This window comes from Solobacterium moorei (assembly GCF_036323475.1).
Taxonomy (GTDB): Bacteria; Bacillota_I; Bacilli_A; order Erysipelotrichales; family Erysipelotrichaceae; genus Bulleidia; species Bulleidia moorei.
Window position 1 is genome coordinate 1,020,286 of sequence record NZ_AP028934.1, and the last position, 19,221, is coordinate 1,039,506.

Consider the following 19,221-nt stretch of genomic DNA (forward strand, 5'->3'; position numbering starts at 1 on the left):
GGAATAATACATGAAAGTTGTTGGTATTACTGCATGTACTGCAGGTATTGCACATACTTATATTGTAGCTGAAAAAATTCAAAAGGCTGCAGAGGAAGCTGGGTGTACCTGCAAGATTGAAACACAAGGAACAATTGGAACACAGAATGAATTGACGGCTGAAGATATTGCGAATTGTGATGTTGTTATTATTGCTCATGACATTCAAGTTCATGGAATGGATCGCTTTGAAGGAAAAGCTGTAGTAGACATTCCGATTACGGTAGCAATGAAAAATCCTAAGAGTTTGATTGCTACTATTCAAAAGAAGTTAGGTATTCAATAAAAGAAAGGGGATAAATACTTTTATGAAATTACAAGATTTAAAGAAGCATTTGATGACTGGAATCTCGTATATGATTCCTATGGTTGTCGCAGGTGGTATTCTTGGCGCTTTAGCAAAAGGCCTTGGTGGATACCTCATCGGTAGTATGGCTCCGGAAGCTGGAGGCACAATTTTCTCCAACTTAAATGCACTTGAATGGACACAATTCTGGTGGGCAATCTCAAAACTTTCGGACTATGCAATGAGTTTTGCAGTTGCTGTATTAGCAGCTGGTATTGCCTACTCTATTGCTGATCGTCCAGGTATCGTTCCTGCATTTATCATTGGTTATACTGCAAACCAGGCTAAGGCTGGCTTCATTGGCGGTATGATTATGGCATTTATTGTAGGTTATTTAGTTAAATGGATGACAACTTGGAAGATGCCAAAGGCAATGAAGAGTTTAATGCCAGTACTTATTATTCCTGTATTTGCAACATTCGTTACAGGTGTATTCTTCTTTATCGTAGTTGCTCAACCTATGGCAGCTGCAATGACAGCTTTACAAGCATGGATTAAGGGACTATCAACAGGTTCATTATTCATTATTGGTGCTGTTATTGGTGCATGCATGGGCTTAGATATGGGCGGACCAATCAATAAGACTGCATCCATGGCTGCAAATGCTCTATATGCTGACCATCCGGAAGGAATTGGTGCAGGTGCTGAAGCAGCAAAGATTATTGGTGGTATGACACCTCCGCTCGGTATTGGTATCGCTACTTTAATTGCTCCAAAGAAGTTTACATCCGAAGAAAGAGATGCAGGTATCTCCTGTATTCCTATGGGATTATGTTTTATTACAGAGGGTGTTCTTCCATTTGCTGCAAATGATCCAGCACGCGTAATTCCTTCATCAATGATTGGTTCTGCAGTTGCATCTGGTCTTGCGATGATGTTCTGTAAGACACAAGCTGCTCATGGTGGTGTATTTGTATTACCAGTTACAGAAAATTGGCCAATGTTCTTAGTTGCTTTAGCAGTAGGTTCAGCAATTACTGCTGTTATCTATGCTGTAATTAAGAAACCGCTAACTGAATCAGATGTTAAGGAAGAAGAGGTAACAGACGATTTAGACATTAATATTAGATAATTTGTTCAAACAAAAGAAGAGGAGAATTAAAATGCTTGTATCAATGAAAGATATTTTAAAACATGCAAATGAAAACAATTATGCAGTTATGGCATGTAATAGTGTAAATATGGAAATGGCTAGAGCTGTTATTACTGCAGCTGCTGAAAAACATTCCCCAATCATTATTAATTTAGGAGTTGGACAGATGGCTAAACTAGCACATCCAACAGAAATGGTACCTTTGATTAAGGAACTAGCAGAAAGTGTTGATATACCAGTTGCATTAAACCTTGATCATGGTATGAAATATGAAGATGAAATTGCTGCTATGCAAAGGGGATTTACTTCAGTAATGATTGATTGTTCTTCATTACCATATGAAGAAAATGTTGCGCGTGTAAATAATATCTGTACTTTGGCACATGCAAAAGGTATTTGTGTTGAGGGTGAGTTAGGCCACGTTGGACAAGCAGACGTAGGTGATAACGAAGAGTTGGATCTATATACAAATGTTGCACAAGCAAGAGATTATGTGGATCGTACAGGAATTGACTGTTTAGCAGTAGCAATTGGTACGGCTCACGGGGATTATCCAAAGGGTATGATTCCAAAGTTAGACTTCCAGAGACTGGCGGAACTCAAGGCTGAATTAAAGATGCCGCTAGTATTACATGGTGGTTCTGGTGCAGGTGCAGAGAATATCAAGAAAGCAGTAGCAGGTGGTATTAATAAGATTAATGTATGCACAGATGCTTTCCATGCAGCAGAAGAAGCAATGAAAGTAGCTTGGGCAGAAAATCCAAAAACAAGTTACTTAGAGATTATGATGATTGCTGAAAAGGCAATTAAAAAGTTTGTATCAGACTATATTGATATTATTGGATCGGCGAATCGTTATGGCTACGGTGATGTAATCTCTGATAGTAAAGAATAATCAAAGTTTGCTGATAGGCGAAGGTTACTGATCTTCGCCTAGATTTTTAGCATTTGCGTTAAAATAAATGTAGAATAAATTTATACGTATTGGAGATTTGTATATGTCAAATGGAGTGTTTCGTTTTATTGTTATGTTAGTAATCTTAGCAGCAGGAATGGGTTGTATCATATATGCAAAACTTTCTTTTGCTAAAAGACAAAGAACTAATCCAGATAATAAGTGGAACAAACAAGAAAATACTTGGCGTTACTTTGGGTATGCATTGTGTATTCTTGATGTTATTATTGCGGGTTTCTTTAATTAACGATAACTGTATGCATACATGAAAAACACAATCCCTAAATGTATTGGGATTGTGTTTTAATTTGCGACACCGTGATGAGCAGTAAAACTGCCTGATGTTAGTGAAGAGAAATGATACCCATTCTGTAGACCCCAAATGATAATACGTTCAACCGCATCAACAGAGAAGCCTTTCGAATCATGCTGTAATACAACAGAAGGACGATTATTTGCGGAAGCGTTTTGAACTTGAGTTGTTACATTCTCAAATACTTCATCTGCAGTGGAAGCTCCACCCGCATCACCGCTGGATACATTCCAATCAAAGTAAGTATAACCCTTTAAAGCAGCCTGTCTTACTAATGCCGTCATAATACCAGAGGTATAGTTACGGCTGACTGTATTAGAAGAACCACCCGGAAAACGGAATAGATTTGCATATGTTCCGGTCTGTTGGTAGATGATGTTGTTCATTGCGTTAAAGTCATTCCAGAAGGCATCTGTACTTGAATATACATTTGAGTAATCATGCGTATAAGAATGCTCTGCAACAACGTGACCTGCTTGTGCTTCTTTTTGAATCATATGGATATAGTCAGGTTGTAAAGCCGTTACAAAGAAGGTTGCTGGAATATTGTACTTTGCAAGTACATCTAATAGGCGTTGTGTATGTGCACTTGGTCCATCGTCAAATGTTAAGTAGATTGTTTTATTATCTTCTGCCTGAATTTGATTTGCAGGAAGATCTTGAACATGCACGATACGCTGTACTGTTGTTTCGTTGTTATGCGCATCTTTGCATGTATAGGTAAGTGTATAATCACCAGGAGTATTAACATCCACACTACCACTGACTACAGTGTTTGCGGTGATATCTCCATCTAAATCGTCGATAGCTGTATAAGAATCCGCAAATTCATTTCCTCGAATCCATATAATATCATTACCACCAACGAGGGTAATTACTGGACCTTTACGATCATCATAGACAATCTTACGTTCAACAGTGGCTTTATTACCGTGAGAGTCAATGACTTTATAAGTGACGACTCCATCTTTTTCTTCACGTACAACTTTGTCTGTTAAATCACCATCAAAATCATCAAATGCAGTATACCCTTCTTCTTCATATGGATGATTGAAGAGAGTATAACTATCGGGGTTTGATGTAAGTGTAACTTTTGGTGGAGTCGTATCTTGTACAACAACTGTACGTTCTTGAGATGCCTTTAATCCGTCTTTTTCAGCCGTGTACTCAATTTTATAAGAACCTAATTTACTTGTATCAACTGTACCTTTACTTTCAACATCTATTTTTTCACGAAGGAAGGTAAGAATTGTACCTTGTTTATAGGCCACTGCACCTTGATCTTCGTATTTTGATTTATATTCTACTAGCGTTGTTTGATCGCCATTAACTTCAATCACGACTTCCCATTTATTTAGTAACAATACCAGACTTGCACTAAATAAAAATAAGACAGTAGCGAAAATCAAAAACTTTGTTAATGGTTTTTGGATTGCTTTTTTATTCATATAGTCAAATACCTCATCATCTATTCTAACATTAATAGCAATAAAAAGAAAAAACCATCAGTTTTATCACTAATGGTATACTAAGATTTTATTTACTAAATAAATCCTTAGCCTTGTCGAGTAAGCCTTCTCCAGCTTCCTTCGCTATGTTAGCTACATTTTGTAAATCATCAAGACCAAGCTTGCCATCTTCGCCAAGAAGACCTTTAACGATGTCGTTCTTCTTAACTTCAGCAGCGATACGGTCAAAGTCTTCCTTTGTTAACTTTCCATCATCGCCTAAGATACCCTTTAATACTTCGTTGTTTGCTGCGAAAGTCTTTAATTTTTCAGGGCTCTTCTTTAATTCTTCAATCGCTTTAGCAGCTAATTCTTGTACATTAATATCTGACATTTTATTTTCTCCTTTTAGGTTGAAGTTATCATAATGGATATTAATCTTTTGTACAAGCGAAACTATTCTGCCTCAGTTGTGTCCTTTGGAGATGTGATAGGGAAGTGGATTTCGTCCGCATAGAGGAAACTTTCTATACAGGAAGTATACTGTTGGATTGTATCTAGTATTTTATGCATTTGATCATCTGCACTATCTGGTTGAATACGTTCTACAATAGGAACCTCAATCATACCGAAAGCAGGATTATGTATGATTTTATCATGCCATTCTGAATCGGCTAGAAGTATACTGTATGCATGTTTTACTTTCTCATTTTGTGATACTAACCAAAGTTCAATGCCAAGTGTACGGTGGTCTAATGCAATGATAAACTTTAGATAGCGGTCATATAAAAATGCATCATGAATGGAGAAGTAACTGTAGTCCATAAATCCTGGTGTAATTTCACTAACAGTGAACACAGCAGGGATAGAATTATGTAACTTTGTAAAATAATTCATGATTTCGATATATGCAACCTGTAAATCACCTTGATTCACTACTTTTTGGTAGGTATCAAGATAATAGTTCGTATCTTTCGCCATAGAATTAACCTCCACATAATCAAATTATACTTCATATAACTTTAAGATTATATGATTTTATCATACTTCATGATTCATATATAATAAAGAACGGAGGTTCATTCTATGAATTTTGACAGAATAAAAAATAACAGCCGTAATATTCTAAGATCAATAGGATTAATAATCCTTGCACTTGCTATCTACAATGTTGTTTCAGATGTAGTAGTTGGACTAGGAAATAGTTTCTTTACAGATGAACAGATTGAAGCACTAAGCTACTATTTCTTTGATACAGTTATCTGTGTATTAACATGTATCTTGTTATTTGCTGTGTATTACTTTACTTCTAGAAAGAAGACGGGTCTTGCTCTAGCAGATTCTAAGATGCCTAAGTGGCTGATTGTTCCTTTTGCGATTGCAATTACACTTGGTATGGGTTTAGTTAGTGCCCTATGGTTAGACTTTACATATGATCAGCTTGCAAATGTACCATTTGTTGCCCAGAGCATTGAAAGCTTTGACTCTGCTTGGTCTACAATAGGAGAAGATCCATATATTTGGGTATGCTTATCCGTTGTTATCTTTGGCCCGATTGCAGAGGAACTATTATTCCGTGGTATTATTCATAACTCAATCAAGAAGGTATGCAATCCATATATCGCAATCGTATTATCTGGTTTAATGTTTGGTATCTGGCATGGTGAGTTTGTACAGTCAGTATATACAACATTCTTCGGTATCGCTTTAGCAGTGGTATATGAATACAGTGGCTCTTTATGGGTGCCAATTGGCATGCATATTTTGAATAACTTTACATCTACTTTACCACCTGCACTTGATACAACTTCTAACTACTTACTTATCTCACACACGGAAGAGATTATGTTATTACCTACGATACTATTACTCATCTACATGATTCATTCTATCCATAAGAAGGAGAAAGAAAACCATGAAATTAATTCTATATCATGCTAATGCGATGATGAAAGAAATTGCCGAAAACTGGGCAAAAGAAAATCAGATTGAAGTAACAGTATTATCAGAATTATTGACTGCAGAAAGTGTAAAACTTGCAAAGGGATATGATGGCATCATCAACTCTCAAGCTGCAGGTACTATCGATAAAGAAATTTATAGCACATTACGCGATTATGGTATTCGCCAGATTGCTTTAGTTAGTGCTGGATATGAATTATATGATTTAAAACTTGCAACAGAAAATAACTTAGTGATTACAAATGTTCCTAGTTACTCACCAGAATCGATTGCAGAATATACAGTATTAACTGGTTTAAATCTTGTTCGCAATAACAATACTATCATCGCTAGCGTCGCAAAGAACGACTTCCGTTGGCAACCATCCATCTGTGGAAGAGTTATGGGAGATATGAAAGTGGCGATTATCGGAACAGGAAGAATTGGACAAATCACAGCGAGATTATTCCATGGATTTGGATGTGAACTTGTTGGATTTGATCTATATCAGAATGAAGGTATTAAGAGTATCCTGACATATAAAGACTCGATTGAAGAAGCAGTTAAGGATGCGGATATTGTTTCCATCCATATGCCAGCAACCGTAGATAACCGTCATTGCTTTGACTATGAGATGTTTAAGAAGTTTAAGTCAGGTGCTATCCTACTAAACATGGCAAGAGGCTCTATTGTTGATACAGAAGGGTTACTAAAGGCTTTGGATGAAGGTATTCTATCTAGTGCAGGTATTGATACTTACGAGTATGAAATGCCATATATCCAAAAGGATTATCAAGATAAGGCAATCGAAGATAAGGTATTTGCACGTCTAGTACATCATCCACGTGTGATGTATTCACCACATATTGCATACTTTACAGATGAAGCAATTAAGAACCTTGTAGAAGGCGCATTAAACGCTGCTGTTGAAGTGATTACAACTGGTACATCTAAATCTAGAGTAAACTAGGCATATTCTTTGTGTTTTATGCTTACTTTGACTATCATCAAAGTAAGGAGTAAAAGAATATGAAAAAAATATTGGTTCTTGCTTTATCATTGTTTTTAGCTGGATGTATGGTTACTAAGACAAGTGAAACATCCAGTAGCTATCAAACAATTACATCAACAGAGGCTCAAAAGATGATTGAAGAAAACAAGGATGTAGTCATTCTTGATGTTCGAACAGCAGACGAGTATGCAAGTGGACATATCCCTAACGCTATCAATCTTTCTAATGAAGATATTCAAGCAGGTAAGGTAGATAGCTTAAAGGATAAGAAACAGCTCATTATGGTATATTGTCGTAGTGGTAACCGTAGTCGTCAAGCAGCACAGAAATTAGCTGAACTTGGCTATACAAATGTTGTAGACTTTGGTGGTATCCAAAGTTGGCAAGGAGATATCGAAAAGTAAAAAACTGGTCACAAACCAGTTTTCTTTATGATAAATGCTCAGTTTTACAGATTTCCTTTTCATGTTGTAAAGCAAACCACAGTTTTGTGCCATCACCAATTTCGTCAGCTTCTAAACGTATTGGTGTAAAGTTTAACTTCTCCACGATACTTGCATTTATAATTCGTTGAGGTTCATCAACCTCTAAAGAATAGTAATAAGGCTCTGGCTTTGTATCAGGCCCATACTGTGCAATATCAGGGTCTAGTGCAATAGCAGTATATAAATCCGTATTCTCATACGAATAACGTAATGCATGGTCTTTAATCATCTGTACCATGTTACGGAATATCGATTGTCTACGATAAGCAGTAGTTACATATGAATTTGTAATTAGTAAAGTTTCTCCTGAAACTAGTAGGGAGGAGCTTTCTTTATTTGGTGGATAAGCAATCTCAGGGAAGTAATTACCACAGAGACAATAATGTTCAAGATAAGTCCAATCAGATTCATCTGCACAGAAGTTAAATACTTTTTCATTGGTTAAAAGTGTATCCATGGATGCATGTAAACCCGATATGTCTGCAATAATCGTATCACCCTCATACACAAGTATTGTGATACGTTCTAATACATTACTATCAATCTCACTAACATGCTTAATCTCTTTACCATTTGATGAAATCACTGGTAAAGCAAATAAACAGTATACATACTTACCAATAGATAAAACAGAATAATAGTCAGTATGAATTTCATACCAATCTAAAAGTGTACCTCTATCATCTGGCAAATATTTCTCTAATCGAGTTAATGCTTTGGTTAAGTATAATTTTGAAAGGTTATCCATGATTGAATTGTAACATTTTTATCTATTTTTGTATGGAGAGTACTGTGTTTACAAATAGAAAGTAAGTAGGATATGAGCAATATATTGACACCATATATGACACCAATTATAATAAGGAGGAAGATGAATGTCTAAATGGGATAAGCTTTTAAGTAAGATTTTATCTTTATCGAAAGATATGCGTTTTCAGGAATTAAAAAGAGTATTAGAGTACTATGGATATCAAATGAAAGCACCATCAAGTGGTAGTAGTCATTATACTTTTCGTAAACCAGGTAAAAATCCTATTACAATTCCAAAACATGAACCTATTAAAAGGATATATGTTGAAATGGTTAGAAAGATAGTAGAGGAGGATCTTAATGAATACAGTTGAATATTACCTACAGTGTCCATATCGTTTAGAGATTATTCCTGACGTAGACGAAGGGGGATATGTCGCAAGTTATCCTGAACTAAGTGGTTGTATTACTGTTGGCAAAACGTTGGATGAGGTTGCTAAGAACGCTGAAGATGCCAAGAGGGAATGGCTTATTGCTGCTTTGGAAAGTAATATCTCTATTCCAGATCCAACAACTTCTGAATATTCTGGACAGTTTAAGTTACGTCTTCCAAAGAGCCTTCATCGATCTTTGGCACAACACTCTAGAGAAGAGGGTGTAAGTATGAATCAATATTGCGTATATCTATTATCAAAAAATGACGCAATCAAAAAATGTAAATAAATATATTAAAAAGCCAGGGTTGTCTGGCTTTTTGTATTTAGTTGTTTCTGTCTTTCATTGTTGGGAATAAGAGTACATCACGGATGGAATCTGTTCCTGTTAATAACATTACGAAGCGGTCGATACCGAAGCCGATACCACCAGTTGGAGGTAGACCGTATTCAAGTGCCTCTACGTAATCTGTATCCATCTCGTTAGCTTCATCATCACCAAGTTCTTTTGCCTTGAGTTGAGCTTCGAAACGTTCTCTTTGGTCAATAGGGTCGTTAAGCTCTGTGAAGGCATTATCCATCTCAATACCATTTACTAATAACTCAAAACGATCTGTGAAACGTGGATCTTCTGGGTTCTTCTTTGCGAGTGGTGAAATTTCGATTGGATGACCATATACGAACGTTGGCTGAACAATCTTGTCTTCACAGAATTCTTCGAAGAATAGGGAGATGATATGTCCAACTGTCATCTGGTGTGGTTCTACTGTGATGTGATGTTCCTGTGCAAGCTTGTATGCTTCTTCAACACTCATTGGTTGCCAGAAGTCAATACCAGTCACTTCCTTAACAGCGTCTACCATATTCCATCTCTTGAATGGAGCCTTTAATGAAATATCCTGACCCATGAACTTGAAGTCTGTTGTACCACAAACCTCTAATGCAACATGCTCGAATAAACCTTCGTTTAATTTCATCATGCCTTCAAGGTCTGTGTATGCACAATATGCTTCCATTGTTGTAAATTCTGGGTTGTGCTTGAGGTCCATACCTTCATTACGGAAGATACGTCCAATTTCATATACTTTTTCAAGTCCACCAACGATCAATCTCTTTAGTGGTAGCTCAGTAGCGATACGTAAATAGAAGTCCTTATCTAGTGCATTGTGATGTGTGATAAATGGTCTAGCATTTGCTCCACCTAGAATTGGCTGTAAGATAGGTGTCTCTACTTCAAGGTAACCTTGAGAGTCCATGTAACGACGGATTGCACTTACAATGCGTGGACGTAAGATTGCAATCTTACGGGATTCATCATTCATGATGAGATCAACATATCTTCTACGGTAACGTTCTTCCTTATCCTGTAAACCATGGAACTTATCTGGAAGAGGGCGTAGTGCTTTGGAAAGGTGTGTATACTCATGTGCTTCTACAGATAGTTCACCAGTCTGCGTCTTGATAACTGTACCACGAATACCAACGATATCACCTAAGTCGCTTGCCTTAAATAATTCATAGATTTCATCACCAATGATACGCTTGTTAATTACAACCTGAATCTTACCTTCACGGTCTAAGAGGTGAATGAAGCCTAACTTACCCATTCTTCTCTTTTGCATAATACGACCTGCGATGGAAACTTCTGCGTGTAAGCTTTCTAATTCTTCTGCACTCTTTTCGCTATATTCGTCCTTGATGAGTTGGGAATTGCTTGTGCGATGGAATGCTTTACCAAATGGGTCAATACCTTGTTCGCGTAAGGCGTTCATCTTTGCAATACGTGCTTCTTGTTGGTCTGTTAGACGAACTTCTTCAACAGCTTTGACAAGTTTTTTCGCATTCTCCTTGATTGCTTGCTTTGTACTTTCAAGTGCAGCCTGTGCTTCTTCTAATGCTTTTTGTCTTTGAGCGAGTTCCTTTTGGAGTTGCTCAGTAATGTTGTTCTTTTCTTCTGCCATATGATGACCTCCTTTTCATATAAAAAGCTCTACGTCAAGGGACGAGAGCTTTGTTCGTGGTACCACCCTAATTTACAGTATCTATACTGCCTCATTTTTGATTGTTAACGCGATCGCGGAATGACTCGGGAGTCCTTGTCAACATATATCCTCTCTGTTTCACTTTCACCATCAGAAACTCGCTGTAAGATACTCTATATGTTCTATCTCCGTCGTTGTCCTTCAACATGCATAGTGTAACAATTTTTTTTCAAAACTGCAATTAACTTTACTGGTTTTCTTCAGTGTTTCTGAATCGAAGTTGATATTGTCTTAATGAACCGAAAGGGAAAATGCCCCATTTATAGAAAGGAATTGTTATGATTCATTCCATTAGATTGGATTGAATATGAAAAAGATTATATTAACCCCTATGGAAGAAAACAAATACAACATTATTAAAGAACTGGTTGATCATTCTGGCAATAAACGCCGTGCGGCATTAAAACTAAATTGTTCTATTCGTACTATCAACCGCCTGATTACACGTTATAAGTCTGAAGGCAAATCCTCATTTTCACATGGTAATCGTGGACGATTACCATCAAACACATTCTCACTGGAAACGAAAAACAAAATCATTGAACTCTATCTTAACGAGTATCTTGATGCCAACATCACTCATTTCAGTGAAATCGTCCAGATGGACCTCGGCATCTCCATCAGTGACACCACTATTAGAAACTGGTTATCAGAACACGATGTCTTGTCCCCAAAGGCCCATCGAAAAACCAAGAAACAATTAAAGGAACGTTTGACAAAACGATTAGACCAAACAACATCTACAAAGGCCAGAAACGCAATCAATGAACAAATCGAATCAATTGAAGATGATACGCCTCATTCACGAAGATCTAGATCCAAATATATGGGAGAGATGATTCAAATGGACGCTTCAAGCTACGAATGGATTCCTGGCGAGATATGGCATCTACACCTAGCTGTAGATGATGCGACCGGTACTGCTGTTGGAGCCCACTTTGATATACAGGAGACCCTACGTGGCTATTACAACGTTTTCCATCAGATACTAGTCGACTATGGCATACCCGCTCTATTCTATACGGATAAACGAACCGTATTTGAATACAGAAAGAAAACCAAGGCCTTCGACGACGAGGATACCTTCACACAGTTCTCCTACGCCTGCCATAACCTTGGTGTCGAAATCAAAACAACGAGCATCGCACAAGCCAAAGGACGCATCGAACGTCTCAACCAGACTTTCCAATCACGTTTGCCAGTTGAACTTAGACGTGCTCGTATTACTTGTATGGCGGACGCGAATAAGTTCCTAAAATCCTACCTAAAGGAATTCAATGCAAGGTTCGCCCTACACTTGAATAGTACCAATTCTGTATTTGAAGTACAACCAGATATAGAAACAATCAATCAAACATTGGCAATCATTTCATCGAGAATAGTCGATCAAGGCAACTGTATCAAGTTCAAAAACAAGTATTGGATGGCCTATGACAAGGAACACAATAGAATTCCACTAAGACCTAAGATGGAGGTATTGGTTATTGAATCATTTGATCAAAAGATCTTTGTCAATGCGATGGATACACTATACATCTTAGAAGAAGTACAAGTGTTTGAAGAAAATTCGGGTGAGTTCGATAATATCATTGAAACTCCTGAGAAAAAGAAAGTATATATTCCGCCGATATCTCACCCTTGGAGGAAGTATTCATATCAATTATTTACAAAAAAGCAGAACTATTATAGCTCCGCTAATGTTCGTTAATTTTTAAGACATTTTCATTTTTGGTTGACATTAACTTTACTGGTTTTCTTCAGTGTTTTCTGGTTCTTTTGATAAAAGTTTATTTACGATAATACCGAGGATCAATGCACAAGCTACAGATGTGATTGTAATCTTACCGAAGCTTAGTGATAATCCACCGATACCAGAAATTAAGATACTTGAGATAACAAATAGGTTTTTGTTGTGGTCTAAATCAATCTTCTGTACCATTTTTAATCCACTGACAGCGATAAATCCATAGAGGGCCATACATACACCACCCATAACACATGCTGGGATAGTGGAGATGAATGTAACAAATGGGGTGAAGAATGAGATTAAGATACATTCAAGTGCAGCGCCAATAATTGTTAATACAGAAGCGTTCTTAGTGATAGCTACACAAGCTACGGATTCACCGTATGTTGTATTAGGGCATCCACCAAAGAATGCGCCAACCATAGAACCAACACCATCACCAAGTAATGTTCTATCAAGACCTGGATCTTTTAATAAATCTCTTTCAATAATACTTGAGATGTTCTTGTGGTCGGCGATATGTTCTGCGAATACTACGAAGGATACTGGAATGTACGCTACTGCAATTGTTCCGATATAGCCAAAGTCAATATCCTTAATACCTTCTAGTGCTGTTACAAATGTGAAGTCTGGAATCTTGAAGAAGGTAGAGAATGATACACCGTTCGCAAATAAATCAACGATAGGTTGATAGTTTAATATCTGCATTGGTTCATAACCTGTCTGAACTCCGATAAATGTTAGGATAGCGGCTACGATATAACCAGCTAAGATACCGATGATGAATGGAATCATCTTGGCGTGGGACTTACCATAGGTACTTGCAAGCATTACACCAATTAAGGCAATGATACCAACAAGTACAGCAAATTGTGTTCTTGCGCCTGTTAAACTACTTGTTTGTAAATCACCAACTGCATTGGCTGCTAGTGATAGACCGATAATTGCGACTGTAGGACCGATAACAACTGGCGGCATGATGCGATTTACCCAATCAACACCGATACGCTCAATAAATAGTGCAATCACTACATATACAAGTCCTGCAAACGCTGCACCAATAATGAGTCCAACATATCCAGCTGCTACCGTTGTAGCTCCAGCAAACGCAGCGGACATCGAACCAATAAACGCAAAAGAAGAACCCAAAAATACCGGGCTCTTCTTACGAGTGAATGCAACATAAACAAGGGTACCAACACCGGCACCAAAAAGAGCAGCAGCGGTATTCATACCGTTTTTGATGATGAGAGGTACTGCGATTGTTGCGGCCATAATTGCTAGCAACTGTTGGAATGCAAAAATAACTAATTGATGAAACTGTGGTTTGTCTTCAACTTTGTAAATCAATTTCATGTGAAATTCCTCCCTTTAGTTAGGTATGATATCAAATGCATAATGGATTTACAATAATGAATTTTACTAATTTTTAAACTTTTGTTTAATATGATTTATAATAAAAACAGTTAAATCATTCGGAGGTGAATGTTATGAAAAAAGTTGCGGCGTTTTTCGATATTGATGGAACAATCTATCGTGAAGGTCTGATTACAGAAGTGTTCAAAAAGATGGTTACACATGAGATTGTTTCTGGTTCACGTTGGACAGATGAAGTAAAGCCTGCTTATATGGCTTGGGATCGTCGTATGGGTGACTATGATAATTACTTACAAAAGATGGTAGAAATTTTCAAAGAGACCACAAAGGGAATCTCTGCTGTACATATTGAACATATTGCACAGAAGGTTATTGAACAGAAAGGTGAACGTGTATATCAATTCGCAAGAAAAGAGATTGAACGCCATCGAAAACAAGGGCATCTCTTAATTGCGATTTCTGGTTCTCCAGAGCCACTTGTCAAAGAGATGGCTGAGAAGTATAAGTTTGATGACTTCCGTGGTACGCAATATCTGAAGGGTGAGAATGGAATTTACACAGGAGAGGTTGTACCAATGTGGGACAGTGTTTCTAAAGAAAAGGCAATTCTAACATTACAGAAGAAGTATGATTTAGACCTACAAGCATGTTATTCCTATGGTGATACAAATGGTGACTTTACAATGTTTAAGAATACAGGGCATCCTTGTGCAATCAATCCAACGCGAGAATTATTGCAGCGTATCCAGGGAGATAAAGAGTTATGCGAGCGCATGCGTGTTGTGGTAGAAAGAAAAGACGTTATCTACAATATCGATATCAATAGTTTACATCTAGAGTAGAAGGATAAAGAAATGAGCCGACAGAATTTAATCGACCAGTTACAGACATATCAATCATTTAACGAACAAGAAGAAGCTGACCGTAAAGTAATGTTAGATTTATTAGAAACAACGAAAGATATTTTTTATCGCACCAATTTACTAGCACACTTTACTGCATCTGCGTGGGTGTTAAATAAAGCACATACGCATGTACTCATGGCATTTCATAATATCTTTCAATCCTATGCATGGCTTGGTGGTCACGCAGATGGAGAAGAGGATCTTCTTTCTGTTGCACTAAGAGAAGTACAAGAAGAGAGTGGGATTTATACAGTGAAACCTATTACAGAAGATATCTTCTCGCTAGAGACGATTGTAGTAAGTGGACATGAGAAAAAAGGTAAGTATGTTCCAAGTCATCTTCATTTAAATGTAAGCTATCTTTTAGAAGCTGATGATACAGAGAGTTTACATATCAAACAAGATGAAAACAGTGCGGTAAATTGGTTTCCGATTGATCAGGTGTTAGACGTTGTTTGTGAGCCATGGATGGTAGAACGTATCTATAAAAAACTGAATCAAAAACTGAAAGAGAGTAAATATGAAAGTTAATTTAATGGATGTCATCGATGCAATGGAGATGATTAATGATGATGAAACGTATTATTACAACACGCAGAATGAAGAGATTGTGTATGAATTAAACGAGGATGATGATTACGATTTCTATATTCCACTTCCTACAAAATATCAAATAAACGAATATCGGATTATGTCTAATTTCGTAAGAACAATTGAAGATGACAATAAGCGTAGTTGGTTTGAAAACGCAATCCATGGTCGAGGTGCTTTTCGCTTTTTCCGTGCAACACTAGAACGTTTTGGTATGGAAACAGAATGGTATCACTATCGTGACGCATACAGACGTGAAATCGCAATTGAATGGTGTGAAAAACACGGCATTGTCTATGATATGACAGCGAAAAGTGAAGAAGTGGATGATGATTGGGATGAAGAAGATGTTGTTGAAGAGAAAGAACCAATCAAACAGGTACAGATACCACTTCGCTTTGTACGTATTGATGAGGATAACTATATGAGTGCTCTATCACTCTGTGATACATATTTACAAGAACTAGACCAGTATGCCGGTATTTCTTCTTCAAGTGATTATGATCGTGCACAGGATTATCTAGAAGAATCACTTGAAGAAAAAGATATCTATGTACTCAGTGATCATGGTCGATTTATCGCAATGGCAATCTGTAGAATGGATGGTAGTGTAACGACTATCACAGACCTATGCGTTGTCAAAGACAAACGTAGAAGTGGTGTGGCTCATCAGCTCATTTGCGAGATTCAAAAAGAGGAAGTACAACCACTTCATTTTGAAGTACCAACAAATAATCCGAACATGCATGCATTCTTACAGGCAATTGGCTATGCAAAAATCATCCATACAACCTATACAAAGTAAAAGGAAATCGCAAGATTTCCTTTAATATAGGCTATTTAAATATCTTACAAGTCTTTGTGTAATACCATATAATTCAGCACTACCATCATTGTTGTTTGCGCTAATACAGAAAGAGTAACGATCTGTAAATCCCATCATATAGCTGTGAATACGATTATTAGCACATTCAGCAGTACCAGTTTTGGCATATACCATGCCATAACCACTTTCTGTTAAACCATACTCTAAGGCTGCACTATGCATATATTCCTTAAGTTTTTCATTCACATTATGTGTTGTGGTTGTACTTAAGGAATTCTTTGAGGAACGATAGAGCGTTCTTCCATCGGATTGAATAGACTTAACAATTTGTGGTTGTAACATTACACCATCATTTGCGATTGCCTGTGCCATCATCGCAATATGAAGGGGAGTAATGGTTGTATTTCCTTGTCCAAATGCAGTTTGTGCAAGTTCTGCGTTATCATTATTTCCGATGTTGTAACTGGAATGAATGGTATCTAGATATGGGATGGTAATATCTTTTCCTACCATGAAGGCATTCATCATCTTACTGAGTTTATCTGCTCCAACACGGATTCCTAAATCCGCAAAGTAACAGTTACAGGATTTCGCTAGAGCAGTGTTCATATCGATTGTACCAAATACTTGATTTTGGAAATTGGTAATTACAAAGTTACTACCTGCAGGGATGTAGCTGCCAGTATCGTTAAACTGGAAGAAACTATCATCAAGATTTTCGTCTTCCTGCATGGTTAAGGCTGCTGCCGCAGTTACGACTTTAAAGGTGCTGCCTGGTGGATCTTTTTCAAAGGTACCACGACGATATTGTGACTCCGTAACGTTGCTTGCAAGCATACTATCTGGATCATTGACATTAAAGTCGACTGTGCTTTGTGAACTAAGACATAGAATTTCTCCAGTTTGGTTATCAAGTACGGTGATACTTCCTTCCGTACCATTTAATAGTTGGTAGGCATAATTTTGTAAGTCTGTATTTGTAGTGAGCTTTACGAGTGCCCCTTGATTGTTTTTATCAAGCTGGAAGAGGAGATAGTCTTTTAGATTTCCTCGTAGACCAAAACTATTTTGACGATGATCGTTTACGGAGTAGTAACCCAGTAACCATGCATAACTCAGATTCTGTGGATAGTCTGCAGTCGCTCTTGTTTCAGCAGCCGCATTTCCAAGGATGGTATTTCCATCTCGGTCAACAATCGTTCCTTCAATCGCGTAGGATTTAATCGCATCGTAAATAATCTGATATTTTGTTGTGTTTGCGTTTGTATTTATATGTGGATTAATTAAATACTTATAGGCAAAAAATGAGGTAAACACTACACTAACAATGATACCTCCGACTTCTACAAGTCGTATTCTACTCATTGATATCGATTCTGGTGAACGCTTGTTCGTCATTGTTTTCATCATCTCCTTGTTCTAAATCTTCATCATCAAATTCATCATTACGCTCTGACATCTGCAGTAGTATACCCGCAAAGAAGAAGACGATTGCTTGATAGGTTCCGCCACGTGATAAAAACGGGATAGGTAAACCGGCTAACGGAATGATATTACAAGAGCCCAAGATGACAAGCATCGCTTGCATAAACAGGAGTACTGTCGCACCATAGGCAACAACTGCGTCTTGCTTATTTATTTGAATTAAACGTCTACTTAACTCACTACCACGGATGCCTATCTGTAATAATAGGAATACAACAATAAAGCCTAAAGGCATACCAAATGAGTTCACCAATGTCACAAATGCCATATCACTTTCCGGAACTGGGATTGCGGTAAAGTTAACAGTATTACCAAATAGCCCAGACATCCATAAAGCACGTTTTCCTTGGAATAATTGGTAACCTGCACCATATGGGTCGGAGTTGATATTTGCGGTGATAGAGAAACGTAAATATACTTTACGAACAATTGGCCAAAGAATTTTAGTTACTCCATTTAATGTACCTGCAGTAGCGCTAGGCGCAAGAATCTTATACAGTAAGAAAAGAATTATAATCGCAGAGATTGTAGCAATTGCAATTGTTAAAAGATAGATTCTCTTTTTTCTACCTTTTTCCATAAAGATGTATAACATGGAAAGGTGCAAGAAATAGAGAATGTAGAATGAGCCTAGCTCATGAATCAGAACAGATCCAATAAAGTTAACGATAAAGAATGCACTAGAAAGAATTAAAATTGAACGATTTGAATAAGTTTTTCTAGCAGAAAACAAAGAACTATAGAATAGGATTGCGGTGATCTTAGCAAAATCCGTTAACTGTAATGACACAGAGCCAATCTTGATCCAAGCAGTTGTGCCATAGCCATTGGTATCTTTTCCAAAGAAAAGAAGGGCTATGTAAAGACAGGCAGACACGAACAATAAGAAATAGGTCGTATAGTTAAAACTTAATGCTTTTCGTATCAAACGATACATGAGGATTAATACGATTGCGATTGCAAGTCCTGCAAAGTATTTGACCATACTGAACTGTGAAATAACTTGATATTGCGCATCGATTATCACTTGTAATGCAATGCCAATTGCCGCAAGTCCAGTAAATGCCGCAAACATACGCATATCTGCAGCCTTGTTATAGAAATAAGTGCCAGAGAAGGCAATGACTAGCAATAAAGGTACTAAAGTTGTTAAATATTGAATGCCAGCGTTCATTGATTTCCAGAAGACAAATCCACCTAATAGAAATGTAAACAATATGGCAATAATCATCCATATCGCATCTTTACCAGAACGCGTATCAATTTCTTCCACTTCTGGCGAAAGGGTCTTTTTAAAAAACATAGTATTATGCTCCTTAATATGAATAAGAATAACTTTTTTAAAGAAAAGTCGCAAGTAAACAAAATATAGAGTCACCATGTCGAATTTTCATAGTGAAAAGGCTATACTGATGGTAAGTGATTTCGAAAA

The 19,221-nt window shown here is 37.2% G+C and carries 21 protein-coding genes; 13 read left to right on the forward strand and 8 right to left on the reverse strand.

Going from position 1 to position 19,221, the window contains the following annotated elements; all coding sequences use genetic code 11:
- Positions 1 to 10 precede the first annotated feature (10 nt).
- The 4 genes from RGT18_RS05175 to RGT18_RS05190 all read left to right on the forward strand — a co-directional run bounded on the left by RGT18_RS05175 (position 11) and on the right by RGT18_RS05190 (position 2,680).
- The gene (locus RGT18_RS05175; protein WP_028078100.1) at positions 11 to 325 is read left to right on the forward strand and encodes a PTS fructose transporter subunit IIB; all 315 of its coding nucleotides are present in this window, start codon (positions 11 to 13) and stop codon (positions 323 to 325) included.
- 22 nt (positions 326 to 347) lie between these two features.
- Positions 348 to 1,457: a PTS fructose transporter subunit IIC gene (locus RGT18_RS05180; protein ID WP_028078101.1), complete on the forward strand. Its 1,110-nt coding sequence runs from the start codon at positions 348 to 350 to the stop codon at positions 1,455 to 1,457.
- 31 nt (positions 1,458 to 1,488) lie between these two features.
- Positions 1,489 to 2,373: a class II fructose-bisphosphate aldolase gene (locus tag RGT18_RS05185; RefSeq protein WP_028078102.1), complete on the forward strand. Its 885-nt coding sequence runs from the start codon at positions 1,489 to 1,491 to the stop codon at positions 2,371 to 2,373.
- Between the two features lie 103 nt (positions 2,374 to 2,476).
- A complete protein-coding gene (locus RGT18_RS05190) occupies positions 2,477 to 2,680 on the forward strand; it encodes a hypothetical protein (RefSeq protein ID WP_028078103.1) in 204 nt (67 codons plus the stop codon).
- A 56-nt stretch (positions 2,681 to 2,736) separates the two neighbouring features.
- Here RGT18_RS05190 and RGT18_RS05195 read toward each other — a convergent pair whose 3' ends face one another.
- From RGT18_RS05195 to RGT18_RS05205, 3 genes are all read right to left on the reverse strand, one after another.
- On the reverse strand, positions 2,737 to 4,194 hold the full coding sequence (locus RGT18_RS05195; RefSeq protein WP_028078104.1) for a polysaccharide deacetylase family protein: 1,458 nt from the start codon (positions 4,192 to 4,194) through the stop codon (positions 2,737 to 2,739).
- 88 nt (positions 4,195 to 4,282) lie between these two features.
- Positions 4,283 to 4,588 carry a hypothetical protein gene (locus RGT18_RS05200; protein WP_006525222.1) on the reverse strand — a complete coding sequence of 102 codons (306 nt, stop codon included), beginning with the start codon at positions 4,586 to 4,588 and terminating at the stop codon, positions 4,283 to 4,285.
- Positions 4,589 to 4,650: 62 nt separating this feature from the next.
- The gene (locus tag RGT18_RS05205; RefSeq protein ID WP_028078105.1) at positions 4,651 to 5,175 is read right to left on the reverse strand and encodes a DUF7000 family protein; all 525 of its coding nucleotides are present in this window, start codon (positions 5,173 to 5,175) and stop codon (positions 4,651 to 4,653) included.
- 105 nt (positions 5,176 to 5,280) lie between these two features.
- On the opposite strand from RGT18_RS05205, the gene RGT18_RS05210 reads away from it, so the two are divergent.
- Genes RGT18_RS05210 through RGT18_RS05220 form a run of 3 tightly spaced genes read left to right on the forward strand, consistent with a single transcriptional unit; the run spans position 5,281 to position 7,551 of the window.
- Positions 5,281 to 6,135 carry a CPBP family intramembrane glutamic endopeptidase gene (locus RGT18_RS05210; RefSeq protein WP_051240981.1) on the forward strand — a complete coding sequence of 285 codons (855 nt, stop codon included), beginning with the start codon at positions 5,281 to 5,283 and terminating at the stop codon, positions 6,133 to 6,135.
- The gene (locus tag RGT18_RS05215) at positions 6,110 to 7,105 is read left to right on the forward strand and encodes a D-2-hydroxyacid dehydrogenase (protein ID WP_028078106.1); all 996 of its coding nucleotides are present in this window, start codon (positions 6,110 to 6,112) and stop codon (positions 7,103 to 7,105) included. The genes RGT18_RS05210 and RGT18_RS05215 overlap by 26 nt, the downstream gene beginning before the upstream one ends.
- A 59-nt stretch (positions 7,106 to 7,164) precedes the next feature.
- The gene (locus tag RGT18_RS05220; protein ID WP_028078107.1) at positions 7,165 to 7,551 is read left to right on the forward strand and encodes a rhodanese-like domain-containing protein; all 387 of its coding nucleotides are present in this window, start codon (positions 7,165 to 7,167) and stop codon (positions 7,549 to 7,551) included.
- A gap of 25 nt (positions 7,552 to 7,576) precedes the next feature.
- On the opposite strand, the gene RGT18_RS05225 is transcribed toward RGT18_RS05220, so the two are convergent.
- Positions 7,577 to 8,323 carry a hypothetical protein gene (locus tag RGT18_RS05225; protein WP_028078108.1) on the reverse strand — a complete coding sequence of 249 codons (747 nt, stop codon included), beginning with the start codon at positions 8,321 to 8,323 and terminating at the stop codon, positions 7,577 to 7,579.
- 184 nt (positions 8,324 to 8,507) lie between these two features.
- Here RGT18_RS05225 and RGT18_RS05230 point away from each other — a divergent pair, with 184 nt between their 5' ends.
- Together RGT18_RS05230 and RGT18_RS05235 are read left to right on the forward strand one after the other, a co-directional pair.
- Positions 8,508 to 8,756, forward strand: coding sequence for a type II toxin-antitoxin system HicA family toxin (locus tag RGT18_RS05230; RefSeq protein ID WP_028078109.1), 249 nt, complete (start codon positions 8,508 to 8,510; stop codon positions 8,754 to 8,756).
- Positions 8,743 to 9,105, forward strand: a complete 363-nt coding sequence (locus RGT18_RS05235) for a type II toxin-antitoxin system HicB family antitoxin (RefSeq protein ID WP_028078110.1) — start codon at positions 8,743 to 8,745, stop codon at positions 9,103 to 9,105. The genes RGT18_RS05230 and RGT18_RS05235 overlap by 14 nt, the downstream gene beginning before the upstream one ends.
- 37 nt (positions 9,106 to 9,142) lie before the next feature.
- On the opposite strand, the gene lysS is transcribed toward RGT18_RS05235, so the two are convergent.
- Positions 9,143 to 10,777, reverse strand: coding sequence for a lysine--tRNA ligase (gene lysS / locus RGT18_RS05240; RefSeq protein WP_081659519.1), 1,635 nt, complete (start codon positions 10,775 to 10,777; stop codon positions 9,143 to 9,145).
- Between the two features lie 388 nt (positions 10,778 to 11,165).
- Between lysS and RGT18_RS05245 the strand changes: the two genes are divergently transcribed.
- Positions 11,166 to 12,566 carry an ISNCY family transposase gene (locus tag RGT18_RS05245; RefSeq protein ID WP_338174896.1) on the forward strand — a complete coding sequence of 467 codons (1,401 nt, stop codon included), beginning with the start codon at positions 11,166 to 11,168 and terminating at the stop codon, positions 12,564 to 12,566.
- Positions 12,567 to 12,602: 36 nt separating this feature from the next.
- Here RGT18_RS05245 and RGT18_RS05250 read toward each other — a convergent pair whose 3' ends face one another.
- Entirely contained in the window at positions 12,603 to 13,961 is a 1,359-nt protein-coding gene (locus RGT18_RS05250) for a uracil-xanthine permease family protein (protein ID WP_028078076.1), read from the reverse strand.
- 134 nt (positions 13,962 to 14,095) lie between these two features.
- Between RGT18_RS05250 and RGT18_RS05255 the strand changes: the two genes are divergently transcribed.
- Genes RGT18_RS05255 through RGT18_RS05265 form a run of 3 tightly spaced genes read left to right on the forward strand, consistent with a single transcriptional unit; the run spans position 14,096 to position 16,283 of the window.
- Positions 14,096 to 14,824: an HAD family hydrolase gene (locus RGT18_RS05255; protein ID WP_028078077.1), complete on the forward strand. Its 729-nt coding sequence runs from the start codon at positions 14,096 to 14,098 to the stop codon at positions 14,822 to 14,824.
- 12 nt (positions 14,825 to 14,836) lie between these two features.
- Entirely contained in the window at positions 14,837 to 15,418 is a 582-nt protein-coding gene (locus RGT18_RS05260; RefSeq protein WP_028078078.1) for an NUDIX hydrolase, read from the forward strand.
- Entirely contained in the window at positions 15,408 to 16,283 is an 876-nt protein-coding gene (locus tag RGT18_RS05265) for a GNAT family N-acetyltransferase (protein WP_051240978.1), read from the forward strand. The genes RGT18_RS05260 and RGT18_RS05265 overlap by 11 nt, the downstream gene beginning before the upstream one ends.
- A gap of 21 nt (positions 16,284 to 16,304) precedes the next feature.
- On the opposite strand, the gene RGT18_RS05270 is transcribed toward RGT18_RS05265, so the two are convergent.
- A complete protein-coding gene (locus RGT18_RS05270) occupies positions 16,305 to 17,702 on the reverse strand; it encodes a penicillin-binding transpeptidase domain-containing protein (protein ID WP_028078079.1) in 1,398 nt (465 codons plus the stop codon).
- The gene (locus RGT18_RS05275) at positions 17,662 to 19,092 is read right to left on the reverse strand and encodes an FtsW/RodA/SpoVE family cell cycle protein (protein ID WP_028078080.1); all 1,431 of its coding nucleotides are present in this window, start codon (positions 19,090 to 19,092) and stop codon (positions 17,662 to 17,664) included. Before RGT18_RS05275 ends, RGT18_RS05270 begins: the two co-directional genes overlap by 41 nt.
- Positions 19,093 to 19,221: the final 129 nt, after the last annotated feature.

Excerpts from the sequence above, each read along its gene's own strand:
- RGT18_RS05195 (WP_028078104.1), bottom strand. The coding sequence starts at position 4,194 with ATGAATAAAAAAGCAATCCAAAAACCATTAACAAAGTTTTTGATTTTC.
- RGT18_RS05180 (WP_028078101.1), top strand. The coding sequence starts at position 348 with ATGAAATTACAAGATTTAAAGAAGCATTTGATGACTGGAATCTCGTAT.
- RGT18_RS05205 (WP_028078105.1), bottom strand. The coding sequence starts at position 5,175 with ATGGCGAAAGATACGAACTATTATCTTGATACCTACCAAAAAGTAGTG.
- RGT18_RS05200 (WP_006525222.1), bottom strand. The coding sequence starts at position 4,588 with ATGTCAGATATTAATGTACAAGAATTAGCTGCTAAAGCGATTGAAGAA.
- RGT18_RS05235 (WP_028078110.1), top strand. The coding sequence starts at position 8,743 with ATGAATACAGTTGAATATTACCTACAGTGTCCATATCGTTTAGAGATT.
- RGT18_RS05265 (WP_051240978.1), top strand. The coding sequence starts at position 15,408 with ATGAAAGTTAATTTAATGGATGTCATCGATGCAATGGAGATGATTAAT.
- RGT18_RS05260 (WP_028078078.1), top strand. The coding sequence starts at position 14,837 with ATGAGCCGACAGAATTTAATCGACCAGTTACAGACATATCAATCATTT.
- RGT18_RS05255 (WP_028078077.1), top strand. The coding sequence starts at position 14,096 with ATGAAAAAAGTTGCGGCGTTTTTCGATATTGATGGAACAATCTATCGT.
- RGT18_RS05190 (WP_028078103.1), top strand. The coding sequence starts at position 2,477 with ATGTCAAATGGAGTGTTTCGTTTTATTGTTATGTTAGTAATCTTAGCA.
- RGT18_RS05250 (WP_028078076.1), bottom strand. The coding sequence starts at position 13,961 with ATGAAATTGATTTACAAAGTTGAAGACAAACCACAGTTTCATCAATTA.
- RGT18_RS05245 (WP_338174896.1), top strand. The coding sequence starts at position 11,166 with ATGAAAAAGATTATATTAACCCCTATGGAAGAAAACAAATACAACATT.
- RGT18_RS05210 (WP_051240981.1), top strand. The coding sequence starts at position 5,281 with ATGAATTTTGACAGAATAAAAAATAACAGCCGTAATATTCTAAGATCA.
- RGT18_RS05215 (WP_028078106.1), top strand. The coding sequence starts at position 6,110 with ATGAAATTAATTCTATATCATGCTAATGCGATGATGAAAGAAATTGCC.
- lysS (WP_081659519.1), bottom strand. The coding sequence starts at position 10,777 with ATGGCAGAAGAAAAGAACAACATTACTGAGCAACTCCAAAAGGAACTC.
- RGT18_RS05185 (WP_028078102.1), top strand. The coding sequence starts at position 1,489 with ATGCTTGTATCAATGAAAGATATTTTAAAACATGCAAATGAAAACAAT.
- RGT18_RS05275 (WP_028078080.1), bottom strand. The coding sequence starts at position 19,092 with ATGTTTTTTAAAAAGACCCTTTCGCCAGAAGTGGAAGAAATTGATACG.
- RGT18_RS05270 (WP_028078079.1), bottom strand. The coding sequence starts at position 17,702 with ATGACGAACAAGCGTTCACCAGAATCGATATCAATGAGTAGAATACGA.
- RGT18_RS05230 (WP_028078109.1), top strand. The coding sequence starts at position 8,508 with ATGTCTAAATGGGATAAGCTTTTAAGTAAGATTTTATCTTTATCGAAA.
- RGT18_RS05175 (WP_028078100.1), top strand. The coding sequence starts at position 11 with ATGAAAGTTGTTGGTATTACTGCATGTACTGCAGGTATTGCACATACT.
- RGT18_RS05220 (WP_028078107.1), top strand. The coding sequence starts at position 7,165 with ATGAAAAAAATATTGGTTCTTGCTTTATCATTGTTTTTAGCTGGATGT.